Consider the following 16,554-nt stretch of genomic DNA (forward strand, 5'->3'; position numbering starts at 1 on the left):
CCGTGCGGATGGGAATGATTACGCTTTGGGGGCCGGGTGGCCCCCAAGGGGAAAGGATCAGGAGAACAGGGCGATCAGCACCGGCGCCAGCAGGCTCAGCAGGAAGCCGTGCACGATGGCGGGCGGCACCATGTCCAGTCCGCCGCTGCGCTGCAGCACCGGCAGGGTGAAGTCCATCGAGGTGGCGCCGCACAGGCCGAGGGCGGTGGAGCGGCTGCGGCGCACCAGCGTCGGGATCAGCATGATCGCCACCAGCTCGCGCGCCAGATCGTTGAAGAACGCGGCGCTGCCCATCACCGGGCCGTAGGCGTCGGTGATCAGAATGCCGGACAGCGAGTACCAGCCGAAGCCAGAGGCCATCGCCAGCCCGGCCTTGACCGGCAGCCCCAGCAGCTGCGCCGCCAGCGCGCCACCGGCCAGCGACGCGACGGTCACCACCAACGCCACCAGCGTGCCGCGGCGGTTGAGCACGATCTGGCGCAGCGTCATGCCGCTGTTGCGCAGCTGAATGCCGACCAGCAACAGCAGGAAGATCAGCGCATATTCGCTGCCTTTATGGGCGAACTGCAGCCATTGCCACTGCGTCAGGCCGAGCAGGAAGCCGCCGAGCACCACGCCGCACAGCTTGAGCGACTCCAGCGCCATGTGCACGCGCGAAGGCAGCTTTTCCTGTTTATGGCTGCTGCGCCACGGCATGCGCCGCTCCAGCAGCGCCAGCAACAGCAGATTGGCGCAGAGAATGCAGAAGAAGAACACCGCGCTGTACTGGAAGATCAGCACCAGGTTGCTGCTGAGATCTTCCATAAACGCCAGGCTGATGCCCATGAAAAACAGGATCACGTACACCATCCAACTGAGCAGCCGGTTGATCAGCACCAGCAGCGGGCGATGGCGTAAGGGAATAAGGTAACCGACAATCAGCGGTAACAGAATAATCAACAGTCCTGAGTACATGGTGCAGCTTGTGTCCTTGAGTTTTGAGGCGTGCCGAACGGCGGCGAGGAGCACACGCTAACCAAAAGCCCGGCCGGAGTAAAGCGGCAGATTTGACGCTGGCCGCTTGACCTGCAAGGGGTTTTTTGACCATGCTCTGTGAAGGTCGCCTCATTGAAGAGGCGACGGCGCGCACGGGAGGCGGCGGATGTTCTTGGAGCGTATCGAAATTGTAGGTTTTCGCGGCATTAATCGGCTGTCGCTGATGCTGGACGACAACACGCTGTTGCTCGGCGAAAACGCCTGGGGTAAATCCAGCCTGCTGGATGCGTTGACGCTGCTGCTGGCGCCGGAGCAGAAGCTGTATCGGTTTGAAGCGCACGATTTCCATTTCCCCCCCGGTGAAGAGTCAGCCAAAGAGCGCCACCTGCAGGTGGTGTTCACCTTCTGCGAAAAAGACATCGGCCATGCGCACCTGCCGCGCTATCGCCACCTGACGCCGCTGTGGGTCAAGGGCGAAGATGGCCTGAGCCGCATCCATTACCGCTGCGAGGGCGAGCTGGCCGACGACGGCACGGTGTGCACCTGGCGCGGTTTTCTCGACGCCGACGGCAACGCCTTTCAACTGCACCATATCGAACAACTGGCCCACGCCATTATCCGGATCCATCCGGTATTGCGCCTGCGCGACGCGCGCTTTATTCGTCGCCTGCGCCCCAGCAGCCTCGGCGATGAACGCAAACCCGATACCCAGGCGCTGGCGCAGCAGTTGGATCAGCTGACGCGCGAGCTGGTGCGCAATCCGCAGAAGCTGACCAACGGTGAGCTGCGCCAGGGGCTGGCGGCGATGCAGCAGCTGCTGGAGCACTATTTCGCCGAGCAGAGTTCGCAGGTGACGCGGCCGCGCCGCCGCGGCGGTGAACCGGAGCAGGACGCCTGGCGCGCGCTGGACGGCATCAACCGCATGGTGGCCGAGCCGAACAGCCGCAGCATGCGCCTGATCCTGCTGGGGATGTTTTCCACCCTGCTGCAGGCCAAGGGCGACGTCAAGCTGGATCCCCATGCCCGGCCGCTGTTGCTGGTGGAGGACCCGGAAACTCGCCTGCACCCGATCATGCTGTCGGTGGCCTGGGGACTGCTCAATCAGCTGCCGCTGCAGCGCATCACCACCACCAACTCCAGCGAACTGGTGTCGCTGGTGCCGGTGGAGCACGTCTGCCGGCTGGTGCGCGAGTCGGGGCGGGTTGCGACCTACCGTCTCGGGCCGCGCGGGCTGAGCGCCGAAGACGGGCGGCGCATCGCGTTTCACATCCGTTTCAACCGGCCGTCGTCACTGTTCGCCCGCTGCTGGCTGCTGGTGGAAGGCGAGACCGAAGTGTGGCTGCTGAACGAGCTGGCGCGCCAGTGCGGCTATCATTTCGAGGCGGAAGGGGTGAGGGTCATCGAATTCGCCCAGTGCGGCCTGAAGCCGCTGCTGCGCTTCGCCCGCCGCATGGGCATCGAGTGGCATGCGCTGGTGGACGGCGACGAGGCAGGCAAAAAGTACGCCAATACCGTGCGCAGCCTGCTGGACAATCATGAAGACAACGAACGCGATCGGCTGACCGCGCTGCCGGCGCCGGACATGGAGCACTTCATGTTCCGCGAAGGGTTCGGCCCGGTTTATCACCGAATGGCGTCGGTGCCGCTCAACGCGCAGATGCCGGTGCGCAAGGTGATCCTGAAAGCGGTTCACCATTCGTCGAAACCGGATCTGGCGATTGAGGTCGCGATGCAGGCCGGCGAATGGGGCACGGACTCGGTGCCGCCGCTGCTGAAGAAAATGTTCTCACGGGTAATCTGGCTGGCGCGCGGCCGGGCGGACTGACAGCCCGCCGGGCGTCATCGGGCGCAGAAATGCGCCGCCAATTCCTGTTCCAGCGCGTCCAGCAGCTGATAGCGACGGCGATACTCGGCGCGCTTCTTGCTGGCAATCTCTTCGATAGGTTTGCGGGCGATGCGCTCGGGCAGCAGGAAATAGCCGCTGTCGAGCGGTTTGGCGCCCATCGACAGCCAGAACTGATCGTAATCGGCGTGCAGTTGGCCCTTCTTCTTACTCTGGTAACGCCAGTTTTGATAGATATGGGTGGCATTGCCGACGGCTACGATCTGGCGGATGCCGAGATGCCGCGCCAGCGTGCAAATGCCCTCCAGCACCAGCCGTTTAGGGAACAGACCGTGACACTCCTTGGTGGTGTGCTGGATCTCGGCGTGCGGCACCTCATGGTTCGCGCCCTGCAGGCCGCCAATGAACAGCGTCGGCTGCTGCTGATAATGCATCAGCGCAAAGGTGATTTCCGCCAGCATCACGCCGTTGGCGTTGCGCAGCAGCAGCGTGGCTTCCCCTTCCTTATTCAGTTTGTCGATCGCCGCCAGTTCCAGCGCGATCGGCGCTTCGTTTTTGCCCATCGCGCGGGCCAGCACGAAAGGCTGTGGGCCGAGGTGGCCGAGACGCATCTTCAGCGGCATGCGCTGCACGATGAGATCGTAATGATCGCGCAGGGCGAACAGGCATTCGATCTTGCTCATGTTGGCCGCCAGGTAGGGGCGATGCAGCTTGCACGGCAGGTTCGGCTGCGCGCTCAGGATCTCCTCCCGCAGCGGGTTGCTGGCCAGGGTGCTGAGCAGGCCGCTGGTGGTGCGCCAGTTGAGCAGCGAACGGCCGAGAAACTTCAGGCGAAACGAGGTTTTTTTCCAGGCGTTGCTCGGTGCCTTTTCGCCATTGATCAGCGCCGTCATCAGTTGCCAGCCGTTAAGCGGCCGGGCGGAGGCGAGTGGGTAGCTGAGCTGTGACATGATGAAATCCTTGGCTGTGTTGAATGGCGTTATTTCATCAAGGTTTCACTAAACGGGAGTTCAATGCTGAACTGTAACCAGGCGTGTCTCCACATTGTGTTGAGCTAAGGTTTAGTTATTCCCTACGTTGCATGCTAATTTAGCTCCGCCGCCGCAATGGGCGGTTGATATTCACAAGCACAGGCAGGTCCATTTTGACAGGGTTTAAAGGACATAAACGCCGCTGGATACTCGTTCTGGCGGTGATTGCGGCGATTGCCGCGGCGGCCGTTTGGCACTTCCGCCATCCGGCGCCGACCGATTTCAAAACGGTGAAGGTCACAAAACGCGATCTGCAGCAGAACGTGTTGGCGACCGGCCAGCTGGACGCGGTGCGCAAGGTTGACGTCGGCGCGCAGGTCAGCGGGCAGTTGGAAAAACTGTATGTCGAGATCGGCGACAAGGTGAAAAAAGGCCAGTTGCTGGGGGTTATCGATCCGCAACAGGCGCAGAACAGCATTCGCGAAGGCGAGGCGACGCTGCGCGAACTGCATGCGCAACTGCTGCAGGCGCAGGCCGAACAGCAACTGGCGGCGGTCACGCTGCAGCGCAACCAGGCGCTGGCCAGGCTGCAGGCGGTGTCGCGTCAGGATCTGGATCAGGCGGCGACGCAGTTGGCGGTGAAGAAGGCGCAGGTGGGCACCATCAATGCGCAGATCGCGCGGAATCAGGCCAGCCTGGACACCGCCAAGATCAACCTGGCCTACACCCGCATCGAAGCGCCGATGGATGGCGACGTGGTGCAGATCACCACGCTGCAGGGCCAGACGGTGATCGCGGCGCAGCAGGCGCCGAACATTCTGACGCTGGCGGATCTCGGCACCATGCTGGTGAAGGCGCAGGTGTCGGAGGCCGACGTCATTAACCTCAAGCCAGGTCAGAAGGCCTGGTTCACGGTGCTGGGCGATCCGACCCGGCGCTTCGACGGCGTGCTGAAAGACATTCAGCCGACGCCGGAAAAGGTCAACAACGCCATCTTCTATTATGCGCGTTTCGAAGTGCCCAACCCGGAAAGGCTGCTGCGCTTGCAAATGACGGCGCAGGTGCATATTCAGCTGGCCGGCGTCCAGCAGGCGCTGGTGATCCCGCTGGCGGCGCTGGGCGATCAGATCGCCGACAATCGCTACCACGTCTCGGTGTTGAAACAGGGCAAGGAAGAGAAGCGCGAGGTGGCCATCGGCCTGCGCAACAATATCGACGTGCAGATCCTCCGCGGGCTTGAGGCGGGCGATGAGGTGATCGTCAGCCGCGGCGGCGTGGAGGCCGGCTGATGGCGGCGCTGTTGCAGCTGAGCGGCATTCGCCGCAGCTACCGTTCCGGCGAGCAGACGGTCGAGGTGCTGAAGGGGATCAGTCTGAGCATCGACGCCGGTGAAATGGTGGCGATCATGGGGGCTTCCGGCTCCGGCAAATCGACGCTGATGAACATTCTCGGCTGTCTGGACAAGCCGAGCGCCGGCGTGTATCGGGTGGCCGGGCAAGATGTGGCGACGCTGAGCGACGATGCGCTGGCGCAGCTGCGGCGCGAGCATTTCGGCTTTATCTTTCAACGCTACCATCTGCTGCCGCACCTGAGCGCGGCGCACAACGTCGAGGTGCCGGCGGTGTACGCCGGGCTGGGCAAAGCGGCGCGGCGCGAACGGGCGGAGGCGCTGTTGCGGCGGTTGGGGCTGGGGGAGCGCGTCAACTATCGGCCGAGCCAGCTTTCCGGCGGCCAGCAGCAGCGCGTCAGTATCGCCCGCGCGTTGATGAACGGCGGGCAGGTGATCCTGGCGGATGAGCCGACCGGCGCGCTCGACAGCCATTCCGGCGAAGAGGTGATGGCGATCCTTAAACAGTTGTGCGCCCAGGGGCACACGGTGATCCTGGTGACTCACGATCCGGCGGTGGCGCGTCAGGCTGAACGGATCATCGAAATCCGCGACGGCGAGATTATCGCCGACTCGCGGCCGGCACCGCAGGAGAATGCGCAGGCCAAGCCGCTGGCGCTGGCCGCCGCAGCGCCTTCCTGGCGGCAGATGGGCGGCCGCTTCCGCGAGGCGCTGATCATGGCCTGGCGCGCGATGGCGGCCAACAAGATGCGCACCGCGCTGACCATGCTCGGCATCATTATCGGCATCGCCTCGGTGGTGTCGATCCTGGTGATCGGCGACGCCGCCAAGCAGATGGTGCTGGCGGACATCAAATCCATCGGCACCAATACTGTCGATATCTATCCCGGCAAGGATTTCGGCGACGACGATCCGACCTACCGGCAATCGTTGAAATACGGCGATCTCGATGCGCTGCGCGAACAGCCTTACATCAGTGCGCTGTCGCCGAGCATCAGCAGCAGCATGCGGCTGCGCTTGGGCAACGTCGATGCGGCGGCCAACGTCAACGGCGTCAGCGAGCAGTTCTTCCGTGTGTACGGCATGAGCTTTACCCAGGGCGTCGGCATCGATCCGATGCAGGTGCAGTCGCAGGCGCAAACGGTGGTGATCGACGCCAATACCCAACGGCGGCTGTTCCCGCACCAGAAGAACGTGGTGGGGGAAGTTATCCTGGTGGGCAACATGCCGGCGACGGTGGTCGGCGTGGCCAAGGAGAAGCAGTCGATGTTCGGCAGCAGCAAGACGCTGAACGTGTGGGTGCCGTACAGCACCATGGCCAACCGGCTGATGGGCAACAGCTATTTCGATTCGATCACCGTGCGCATCCGCGACGGTTACGACAGCAAGGAAGCGGAGCAGCAACTGTCGCGCCTGTTGACGCTGCGCCACGGCAAGAAGGACTTTTTCACCTATAACATGGACAGCCTGGTGCAAACCGCGGAGAAAACCACCCGCACGCTGCAGCTGTTCCTGACGCTGGTGGCGGTGATTTCGCTGGTGGTCGGCGGCATCGGCGTGATGAACATCATGCTGGTGTCGGTGACCGAGCGCACGCGCGAGATCGGCATCCGCATGGCGGTGGGCGCCCGTTCCGGCGACGTGCTGCAGCAGTTTCTGATCGAGGCGATATTGGTCTGCCTGGTGGGCGGCGCGCTGGGGATTACGCTGTCGTTCGCCATCGGCCTGGCGGTGCAGTTGGTGTTGCCGGGGTGGCAGATCAGCTTCCCGCCGGCGGCGTTGCTGAGCGCGTTCCTCTGTTCCACCGGCATCGGCGTGGTGTTCGGCTATCTGCCGGCGCGCAATGCCGCGCGGCTGAATCCGATCGATGCGCTGGCGCGAGAGTAAGTAAAGGGCATAAAAAATGCCAGTCACACGGCGGCTGGCATTTTTATCGCAGTCAGGGGCAAGGCAGCGCGACGCTGCCGGAAGCGTTCAGGACAGCGCCTCGCTTTCCACCGGCACAATAAGACTGGCATGGTTCCCTTTCGGCCCTTGATGCACGTCGAAGCTGACCTGCTGGCCCGCCTTCAACGTTCTGTAACCATCCATCTTGATGGTGGAATAATGCGCGAAAATATCTTCGCCGCCGCCGGCTGGGCAGATGAAGCCAAAGCCTTTGGCGTTGTTAAACCATTTAACAGTACCCGTCTCCATGCTTTTACATCCCTCGCAACGCTATTTTAAGTGAGATGAATAACTGAATTCGCACCCGCCGTGGGCGGGTAGCAGGGTGGACAAGGGGTGGTTAAAAGACCACCAGCCACGAATTTACACTCTAGAGCAAATGATCGGGGCGTCAAGGGATCGGCTTTTGTCGGCGGGGAGCAGTTCACCAAAGTTTGAAGCAGGTAACGCTATTGCCACGATTCAGTCACAATTGGCCCGTTTTTTTGCGCACGTTACAGTGCGGCGGGACGATGCCGAAGATGATAAAATAGTAACTATCCCCACTTTGAATAACCGAAACCTGCCCCCATATCAGAGGGCAGAGCAGAGAAGATGAGCAGCGATGGGCAATAACAACGACTGGCTAAACTTTGAACACTTGGCCGAAGAAAAACAAATCGATGCGGTAAAACCGCCGTCTATGTATAAAGTTATACTTAACAACGACGATTACACACCGATGGAATTTGTGATTGACGTTCTGCAAAAGTTCTTTTCTTATGATATTGAACGCGCAACGCAACTGATGCTCACGGTCCACTATCAAGGCAAGGCGATCTGTGGTGTTTTTACCGCCGAGGTGGCGGAAACCAAAGTCGTCCATGTGAACCGGTACGCAAGGGAGAACGAGCATCCGTTGCTTTGTACGCTGGAAAAAGCCTGAATAAGGCAATCTATTGGGGAGGTGCTTATGCTCAATCAAGAACTGGAACTCAGTCTCAACATGGCTTTCGCCAGGGCGCGTGAGCACAGACACGAGTTTATGACCGTGGAGCACCTGTTGCTGGCGTTGCTGAGCAACCCTGCCGCGCGAGAAGCGCTCGAGGCATGTACGGTGGATCTGGCCGCGTTGCGCCAGGAGCTGGAAGCCTTCATCGAACAAACCACACCGACGCTGCCCGCCGGCGAAGAGGAGCGCGACACTCAGCCGACGCTCAGCTTCCAGCGCGTGTTGCAGCGCGCGGTCTTCCATGTGCAATCTTCCGGCCGCAGCGAAGTGTCCGGCGCCAATGTATTGGTGGCCATCTTCAGCGAGCAGGAGTCGCAGGCGGCTTATCTGCTGCGCAAGCACGACGTCAGCCGTCTCGACGTGGTGAACTTCATTTCACATGGCACGCGTAAAGACGAGCCGGGCCAAGCGCCGAATGCGGAAAACCCGGTGAACGAAGAGCAGTCCGGAGGGGAAGACCGTATGGAAAACTTCACCACCAACCTCAATCAGTTGGCCCGTGTGGGCGGCATCGATCCGCTGATCGGCCGCGATCGTGAGCTGGAGCGCGCGATTCAGGTGCTGTGCCGCCGTCGTAAAAACAACCCGCTGCTGGTCGGCGAATCCGGCGTGGGCAAGACCGCCATCGCCGAAGGTCTGGCCTGGCGTATCGTGCAGGGCGACGTGCCGGAAGTGATGGCGGACTGCACGCTGTATTCGCTGGATATCGGTTCACTGCTGGCCGGCACCAAATACCGCGGCGACTTCGAGAAACGCTTCAAGGCGCTGCTCAAGCAGCTGGAGCAGGATCAGAACAGCATCCTGTTCATCGATGAAATTCATACCATCATCGGCGCCGGTGCGGCTTCCGGTGGGCAAGTGGATGCCGCCAACCTGATCAAACCGCTGCTGTCGAGCGGCAAGATCCGGGTGATCGGCTCGACCACCTACCAGGAGTTCAGCAACATCTTCGAAAAGGATCGCGCTTTGGCGCGCCGCTTCCAGAAGATCGATATCACCGAACCGACGGCGGAAGAGACCGTTCAGATCATCAACGGCCTGAAGGCCAAGTATGAAGCGCACCACGACGTGCGTTATACCGCCAAGGCGATCCGCGCCGCGGTGGAGCTGTCGGTGAAATACATCAACGATCGCCATCTGCCGGACAAGGCGATCGACGTGATTGACGAGGCGGGCGCCCGCAGCCGGTTGATGCCGGCCAGCAAGCGCAAGAAAACCGTTAACGTGGCCGATATCGAATCCGTGGTGGCGCGTATCGCGCGCATCCCAGAGAAAACCGTGTCGGCCAGCGATCGCGACGTGCTGAGAAACCTGGGCGATCGCTTGAAGATGCTGGTATTCGGCCAGGATCAGGCGATCGAAGCGCTGACCGAAGCGATCAAGATGAGCCGCGCCGGTCTGGGCCACGAGCGCAAGCCGGTCGGTTCCTTCCTGTTCGCCGGGCCGACCGGGGTCGGGAAAACCGAGGTCACCGTTCAGTTGGCCAAGGCGATGGATATCGAGCTGCTGCGTTTCGACATGTCCGAGTACATGGAGCGGCATACCGTCAGCCGTCTGATCGGCGCGCCTCCGGGCTACGTCGGTTACGATCAGGGCGGGCTGCTGACCGATGCGGTGATCAAGCATCCGCATGCGGTGGTGCTGCTCGATGAGATCGAGAAGGCGCACCCGGACGTGTTCAACCTGCTGTTGCAGGTGATGGATAACGGTACGCTGACCGACAACAACGGCCGCAAGGCGGACTTCCGCAATGTGATCCTGGTGATGACCACCAACGCCGGGGTGCGGGAAACCGAACGCAAGTCGATTGGTCTGGTGCAGCAGGACAACAGCACCGACGCGATGGAAGAGATCAAGAAGGTGTTTACGCCGGAGTTCCGCAACCGTCTGGACAACATCATCTGGTTCAACCATCTGTCTACCGAGGTGATCCAGCAGGTGGTCGACAAGTTTATCGTCGAACTGCAGGCGCAGCTGGATGCGAAGGGTGTCTCGCTGGAAGTGAGCGACGAAGCGCGCGATTGGCTGTCGGTGAAGGGTTACGACCGTGCGATGGGCGCTCGTCCGATGGCGCGCGTCATGCAGGAAAACCTGAAGAAACCGTTGGCCAACGAGTTGCTGTTCGGTTCGCTGGTGGACGGCGGTTCCGTGAAGGTCGAGCTGGACAAGGACAAGAAACAGCTGACCTACCACTTCCTCAGCGCCGCCAAGCGCAAAGCGGACGAGGGCGCGGTGCACTAAGGCCGCCTTCAGGCAAAGAAAAAGCGATGCTTCGGCATCGCTTTTTTTATGGGTGAGATTCACCGTACAACAGAAACGAGTGAGCCCTCTCAGTTTACCTGCGCACCTGCAACCCGTTGTGTAACGTCGCTGCGGGGGTAAACGGAAAGGGCTCCCGAGGGATTACATCCTCGATGCCGCCAGCGTGTGGCGCGCGGTGAGCCGATTAACGGCTACGGAAGACAATGCGGCCTTTGCTCAGGTCGTACGGGGTCAGCTCTACAGTGACTTTGTCGCCCGTCAGGATGCGGATATAGTTTTTACGCATTTTACCGGAGATGTGTGCGGTTACCACGTGCCCGTTTTCCAATTCAACGCGGAACATGGTGTTCGGCAGCGTATCAAGAACGGTGCCCTGCATTTCAATATTGTCTTCTTTGGCCATCGAATCCTCTAGGTCTAACTACCTTAGTTTTTAACCGGCAAGATAATGCCGAAAAACCCCCATTATGTAAAGATGTGTCGGTGAACATTGCACCGTTTCCACCAATTAGTTTACTGGATAGGGCGGTTCAACCGGCTGTGGGGATATGACTTGCGGCTCCCAGCACGCCGGTGCCAAAGGCCGCCGTTGAAGGGTGCTGAGCTGCTGCAAGAATTGACGGCGCGGAATTTCACGCGCGCCAAGGCGGGCAGTGTGAGCGTTCAGCACCTGGCAGTCAATCAATTCCCCGCCATAAGCGGCAAAATGGCGGCAAAAGGCCATCAATGCGCATTTTGAGGCGTTGGTGACGCGGCTGAACATCGATTCGCCGCAGAACAACGCGCCCTGCGCCACACCGTACATGCCGCCGACCAGTTGATCATCCTGCCATACCTCCACCGAGTGCGCGTAGCCGAGGCGATGCAGATGCTGATAGGCGCGCTGCACCTCCGGGCCGATCCAGGTGCCTTCATTCGGCCGGTGGGCGCAGGCGGCGATCACCGCGGCGAAGTCGTGATTAAGCGTGATGCGAAACGGATCGTGGCGAAGAAAGCGTTTCAGGCTGCGGTTGAGATGAAACTCGGCCGGGAACAACACCGCACGCGGATCGGGTGACCACCACAGAATCGCTTCCCCCGGCGAGTACCAGGGGAAGATGCCGCGCTCGTAGGCTGCCAGCAGCCGCGGCGCCGTCAGGTCGCCGCCGATCGCCAGCAGGCCGTTGGGATCGCGCAGGGCGCCCTCAGGCGAGGGAAACGCCAGCGACTGGGGGGAAAGCTTAACGATGCGCATACAGGGTTTCTGCGTCCTCTACGGGCCGATTACGGCGCCAGGTTGCTGATACGGTTGCGAAAGCGGGCATAGCGGCCCTGCTGGCGCATTAGGGCGGCGTGATCGCCCTGTTCGACAATTTGGCCGTCATCCATTACGCAAATGCGATCGAGATGCTCCAGGCCGTACAGGCGGTGCGTCACCAGGATCAGCGTCTTGCCCTGACAATGCCGGCGCAGCAGCGCCAGGATCTGCTGTTCGGTTTCGGCGTCCAGCCCTTCGGTCGGTTCGTCAAGCAGCAGCAGCGGGGCCGGATGCAGCAGCGCGCGGGCGATGCCCAGGCGGCGCTGTTCGCCGCCGGACAGCTGCCGGCCGCCTTCGCCGAGCCAGGCGTTCAGCCCGCCGTCGCCGGCCAGCAATTTGCCGAGCCCCACCTGCTGCAGGACGTCACTCAAATGAGCGTCGTCGGCATCCGGTGCGGCCAGCCGCAGGTTTTCCCGCAGCGTATCGCTGAAGATATGCACTCGCTGGCTGACGACCGTGGTCATTCGACGCAGGGTGGTTTCATCATAATCTTCCAGCGGTTCGCCGTTGAGCAGAATTTTTCCGCCGTCGGTGCGCCAGGCGCGGGTCAGCAGCTGCAGCAGGGTGGACTTGCCGCAGCCGGTGCGGCCGAGCAAGGCGATGTGTTCGCCGGCCGCGACTTCGAGCGTGACGTCGCGCAGCACCGGCTGCGGCTGATCGGGGTAGGTGAAACTCAGCTGCCGCAGGCTGAGCTGCGCCCGGTCGGCGGCGGCCGGACCGGCGGCGGGGAAGGTGACTTCCGGCTGGCGATCGATGATCTGTTTGACCCGCGTGGCGGAGGCGATCACCTGGCCGAGGTGCTGGAAGGCGCCGGCCACCGGCATCAGCGCTTCGAACGACGCCAGCGCGGCGAAGACAAACAGCGCGATCAGCGCGCCGGGTTGGGTATCGCCGCCGATGCCGGCGGCGGTCAGCCACAGCAGCAGCGTCACCGTCAGCCCGCTGGCGAGGATCATCAGCGCCTGCGCCTTGCCGCTCAGCGAGGCTTGCTGCCACTGGCGGCGTTGCCACAGCTGTTCGGTGGCATTCAGCGTCTGGCGGAAGTCGTTGACGGCGCCGAACACCACCAGCTCCGCCTGCCCCTGCAGCCAGGCGGTCAGGTCGGTGCGGTATTGGCCGCGCAGGGCGGTGAGTTGCCCGCCGATCGGTTTGCCGGCGCGATAGAACACCGGCGGCACCAGCAGCAATAGCAGCAACAGAATGCCGCCCAGCGTCAGGGCGAGCGCAGGATCCAGCCAGCTCAGGCCGTAGGTGACGACCAGGATCACCACCGCCGCGCTGATCAGCGGCGAGATCACCCGCAGATAAAGATGATCCAGCGTGTCCACGTCCGCCACCAGGCGGTTGAGCAGGTCGGCCTGGCGGAAACGGGCGATGCCGCCCGGCGTCAGCGGCAGGAGCTTGCTGAAGGTGAACACCCGCAGGTGCGACAGCACGCGGAAGGTGGCGTCGTGGCTGACCACGCGCTCGGCGTAGCGCCCGGCGGTGCGGAAGATCGCCGCGCCGCGCACGCCGGCGGCGGGCAGCATGTAGTTGAAGGTCAGCAGGCCCGCCAATCCGGCCAGCGAAGAGGCGGCCAGGAACCAGCCGGAGAGCGCCAGCAGGCCGATGCTGGCCAGCAGAGTGACGATCGCCAAAAGGATGCCCAGGCTAATCAGCAGGCTATGGCGGCGATACAACGCCAAAAACGGCAGCAACACGCGCATGATTAAAGCTCCCCGCGGCGGTGGGCGATCAGAGTGGCGAACAGGCCCGGCTGGGCGCTGAGGGTGGCGTAATCGCCCTGTTGCACGATGCGCCCGTTATCCATCACCCAAATCTGATCGTAGTCTTCGGTATCTTCCAACTGGTGCGTCACCAGCAGGGTGGTTTGCTGATGCGAAGCGGCATTCAACGCCTGCATCACCCGTTGTTCGCTATGGGCATCGAGGCTGGCGGCCGGTTCATCCAGCAGCAGCAAGCGGCGCGGGCCGATCAGCGCCCGGGCGACCGCCACGCGCTGCGCCTGGCCGACCGACAGGCGGGCGGCGTTGTCGCCCACTTCGGTGTCGAGCCCCTGCGGCAGATACGGCAACAGCTCGCTGACGTAGGCGTGTTCCAGCGCCTGCTGCAGCTGCGTTTCATCGGCCTGCGGGCAGCCCAGCAGGATATTGGCGCGCAAGGTTTGCGCCGGCAGGTGCGGGTTTTGCCCGACCCAGCTCAGCTGCTGCCTCCAGTTCTCTGCGGACAGGTCACGCAGTTCGATGCCGTTGACGGTCAACGATCCACGGTAGGGCAGGAAGCCGAGCAGCAGATTGAGCAGCGAACTTTTGCCGGCGCCGCTCAGCCCGACCAGCGCTACGCGCTGCTGCGGTTGCAGGGTGAAACTCAGCGGCCCGGCCAGCAACACGCCGTTCGGCGACAGGATTTCCAACGCGTTCGCCTGCAGCGTCAGCGGTTGATCGGCGGGCAGCTGCCGCGTGCCGTTGCCCATCTGCTCGCCTTCGGCGCTGAGGAAGGTTTCCAGCGCTTCCGCCGCGCCGACCGCCTGCGCTTTGGCATGGTAGAAGGTGCCGAGATCGCGCAGCGGTTGGAAAAACTCCGGCGCCAGAATCAGCACCAGAAAACCGGAAAACAGCGTTACGCCGAGGCCGTAGCTGCCGAAATTGAGTTCGCCGAGGTAAGAAAAGCCAAAGTACACCGCCACCACGGCGATGGAAATCGAAGCGAAGAATTCCAGCACGCCGGAAGAGAGGAAGGCCATGCGCAGCACTTCCATGGTGCGGCTGCGGAAGTCTTCGGAGGATTTGGCGATCTGCGCGGTTTCGGCCTGCGCGCGGTCGAACAGCCGCAGGGTGTCCAGGCCGCGCAGGCGGTCAAGGAAGTTGCCGCTCAATCGCGCCAGCGCCACGAAGTTGCGGCGGTTGGCGTCGGCGGCCCCCATACCGACCAGCGCCATGAACAGCGGGATCAGCGGCGCGGTCGCCAACAGAATCAAACCGGCGGCCCAATTGATCGGGAAGACGGCGATCAGGATCAGCAGCGGGATGAAGACCGCCAGATACATCTGCGGCAGATAGCGCGAGTAATAGTCCTGCATATCCTCGATCTGCTCGACGATGATGCTGGCCCAACTGCCCGCCGGTTTGCCCTGGATCCAGGCCGGGCCGAGCTGCTGCAGCTTATCCAGCACCTGCTGGCGCATGCGCTGACGGATCACCTGGCCACACAGGAAACCGACCCGCTCTCGCAGCCAGCTCAACAGCGCCCGCAATGCGAACGCGGCGGCCAGCCAGATAAACGAAGGGAGCAGCTGTTCGCGTGGGGTATGTTCGATGATCAGGGCGTGCAGCAGGCTGGCCAGCAGCCACGCCTGCGCCACGATCAGCAGGCCGCTGAACAGCCCCAACAGCATGGAAAGGCGCAGCCAACGCTGCGCCAACGAACTCTGGGTTTTAAGCCAACGGGTTAACTGTTGCTGTCTGGTTTTTTTCATCAGATATGCGTCTGCGTCGCCGGCGCCCGTTTGTTACGGGCTGGGTTAACGTACTGTTAAATAATAGTGTTTGGCGCAATCGGCGACAAACAAGCGAGGTCCCATGTTACCTCGTCACCCGGCAGACTGAAAATAATAAAGCGGCCAAATGTGGCTATAACAGACGCGAGAAGGGGGGCGGAGGGGGAAACAAAAAAAGCGGCTCGAGAGCCGCTTTTTGCTGATGGCGAGTAAGTCTTAGCAGACTTCTGCGCCGGCGATGCCGTCCAGATAACGCTCTGCGTCCAGCGCCGCCATGCAGCCGGTGCCGGCGGAGGTGATCGCCTGACGGTAGATGTGATCCATCACGTCGCCCGCGGCGAAGACGCCGGGGATAGTGGTTTGGGTCGCATTGCCGTGAATACCGGACTGCACCTTGATGTAGCCGTTTTCCAGCTCCAGCTGACCGCCGAAGATGCCGGTGTTCGGGCTGTGGCCGATGGCGATGAACACGCCGGCCAGTTCCAGCTCACGGGTTTCGTTTTCCGCTTTGGTACTGCGGATACGCACGCCGGTCACGCCCATTTCATCGCCCAGCACTTCGTCCAGCGTATGGTCGGTGTGCAGCACGATGTTGCCGCTCTTCACTTTTTCCATCAGCCGGTCGATCAGGATTTTCTCCGAACGGAAGCTGTCGCGACGGTGGATCAGGTGAACCTCGGCGGCGATGTTTGACAGGTACAGCGCTTCTTCAACGGCAGTATTGCCGCCGCCGACCACCGCGACTTTCTGGTTGCGGTAGAAGAAACCGTCGCAGGTTGCGCAGGCGGAAACGCCTTTGCCCTTGAATGCGTCTTCGGAAGGCAGGCCAAGATAGCGGGCGGAGGCGCCGGTCGCGATGATCAGCGCGTCGCAGCTGTATTCGCCGCTGTCGCCGAACAGGCGGAACGGACGCTGCTGCAGATCGACGCTGTTGATATGATCGAAGACGATTTCAGTTTGGAACTTCTCCGCGTGCTCGCGCATGCGCTCCATCAGCGCCGGACCGGTCAGGCCGTCGGCGTCACCCGGCCAGTTTTCCACTTCGGTGGTGGTGGTCAGCTGGCCGCCTTGCTCCAGACCGGTGATCAGCACCGGATTCAGGTTGGCGCGCGCCGCGTAGACGGCGGCGGTGTAACCGGCCGGGCCGGAGCCCAGAATCAGTAATTTGCTATGTTTAGCCGTGCCCATGAATAACCTCTTTATTCCACAATGGCGGACAATGAAGCCGATTGTAGGGAAAATGGCGCAGTAAAAAAAGCGCCGGGCGACGTTGTTAACGATTTGTATGATAGTTGTCGCCTATTAATGCATCCGCTGTCGGCAAATCGTACGCCGAACGCAGAAATTTACCTTATCAAAGCCGCATTCGGCCGCCGAATCGCCAACCGCGCAAAAACGGCGCATTCTGCGGCTTCAGCCGCTCC

Annotated in this window: 13 protein-coding genes; 5 read left to right on the top strand and 8 right to left on the bottom strand. The window is 61.9% G+C overall.

What is annotated here, in order from left to right; genetic code table 11:
* Positions 1-57: 57 nt before the first annotated feature.
* Entirely contained in the window at positions 58-954 is an 897-nt protein-coding gene (locus ACTJJ6_RS01120; RefSeq protein ID WP_004928363.1) for a lysine exporter LysO family protein, read from the bottom strand.
* A 187-nt stretch (positions 955-1,141) separates the two neighbouring features.
* On the opposite strand from ACTJJ6_RS01120, the gene ACTJJ6_RS01125 reads away from it, so the two are divergent.
* Positions 1,142-2,800 carry an ATP-dependent endonuclease gene (locus tag ACTJJ6_RS01125; protein ID WP_016928338.1) on the top strand — a complete coding sequence of 553 codons (1,659 nt, stop codon included), beginning with the start codon at positions 1,142-1,144 and terminating at the stop codon, positions 2,798-2,800.
* Positions 2,801-2,814: 14 nt separating this feature from the next.
* Here the strand turns inward: ACTJJ6_RS01125 and ACTJJ6_RS01130 are convergent, their stop codons facing one another.
* On the bottom strand, positions 2,815-3,768 hold the full coding sequence (locus ACTJJ6_RS01130; RefSeq protein WP_016928337.1) for a VirK/YbjX family protein: 954 nt from the start codon (positions 3,766-3,768) through the stop codon (positions 2,815-2,817).
* A 194-nt stretch (positions 3,769-3,962) separates the two neighbouring features.
* On the opposite strand from ACTJJ6_RS01130, the gene macA reads away from it, so the two are divergent.
* Positions 3,963-5,078, top strand: coding sequence for a macrolide transporter subunit MacA (gene macA / locus ACTJJ6_RS01135; RefSeq protein ID WP_028127988.1), 1,116 nt, complete (start codon positions 3,963-3,965; stop codon positions 5,076-5,078).
* Positions 5,078-7,024, top strand: coding sequence for a macrolide ABC transporter ATP-binding protein/permease MacB (gene macB, locus ACTJJ6_RS01140; RefSeq protein WP_440801777.1), 1,947 nt, complete (start codon positions 5,078-5,080; stop codon positions 7,022-7,024). Before macA ends, macB begins: the two co-directional genes overlap by 1 nt.
* Before the next feature lie 87 nt (positions 7,025-7,111).
* Here the strand turns inward: macB and cspD are convergent, their stop codons facing one another.
* Entirely contained in the window at positions 7,112-7,333 is a 222-nt protein-coding gene (gene cspD, locus ACTJJ6_RS01145) for a cold shock-like protein CspD (RefSeq protein WP_004928349.1), read from the bottom strand.
* Between the two features lie 355 nt (positions 7,334-7,688).
* Between cspD and clpS the strand changes: the two genes are divergently transcribed.
* Together clpS and clpA are read left to right on the top strand one after the other, a co-directional pair.
* A complete protein-coding gene (gene clpS / locus ACTJJ6_RS01150; RefSeq protein WP_004928347.1) occupies positions 7,689-8,009 on the top strand; it encodes an ATP-dependent Clp protease adapter ClpS in 321 nt (106 codons plus the stop codon).
* A 27-nt stretch (positions 8,010-8,036) separates the two neighbouring features.
* Positions 8,037-10,316 (top strand): ATP-dependent Clp protease ATP-binding subunit ClpA, encoded by a 2,280-nt coding sequence (gene clpA / locus ACTJJ6_RS01155; RefSeq protein ID WP_004928343.1) that lies wholly within the window; start codon positions 8,037-8,039, stop codon positions 10,314-10,316.
* Between the two features lie 205 nt (positions 10,317-10,521).
* Here clpA and infA read toward each other — a convergent pair whose 3' ends face one another.
* From infA to trxB, 5 genes are all read right to left on the bottom strand, one after another.
* Positions 10,522-10,740, bottom strand: coding sequence for a translation initiation factor IF-1 (infA, locus tag ACTJJ6_RS01160; RefSeq protein ID WP_002211347.1), 219 nt, complete (start codon positions 10,738-10,740; stop codon positions 10,522-10,524).
* A 105-nt stretch (positions 10,741-10,845) separates the two neighbouring features.
* A complete protein-coding gene (aat, locus tag ACTJJ6_RS01165) occupies positions 10,846-11,571 on the bottom strand; it encodes a leucyl/phenylalanyl-tRNA--protein transferase (protein ID WP_016928334.1) in 726 nt (241 codons plus the stop codon).
* A gap of 29 nt (positions 11,572-11,600) precedes the next feature.
* Positions 11,601-13,340: a heme ABC transporter ATP-binding protein/permease CydC gene (cydC, locus tag ACTJJ6_RS01170; RefSeq protein WP_143778791.1), complete on the bottom strand. Its 1,740-nt coding sequence runs from the start codon at positions 13,338-13,340 to the stop codon at positions 11,601-11,603.
* 2 nt (positions 13,341-13,342) lie between these two features.
* Complete coding sequence (gene cydD / locus ACTJJ6_RS01175; RefSeq protein WP_440801781.1) at positions 13,343-15,109, bottom strand: heme ABC transporter permease/ATP-binding protein CydD; 1,767 nt, start codon at positions 15,107-15,109, stop codon at positions 13,343-13,345.
* A 237-nt stretch (positions 15,110-15,346) separates the two neighbouring features.
* A complete protein-coding gene (gene trxB / locus ACTJJ6_RS01180) occupies positions 15,347-16,318 on the bottom strand; it encodes a thioredoxin-disulfide reductase (RefSeq protein ID WP_440801784.1) in 972 nt (323 codons plus the stop codon).
* Between the last annotated feature and the right edge of the window lie 236 nt (positions 16,319-16,554).

Origin of the sequence: Serratia sp. 22278 (assembly GCF_052045405.1) — a bacterium.
GTDB classification, from domain to species: Bacteria; Pseudomonadota; Gammaproteobacteria; order Enterobacterales; family Enterobacteriaceae; genus Serratia; species Serratia marcescens.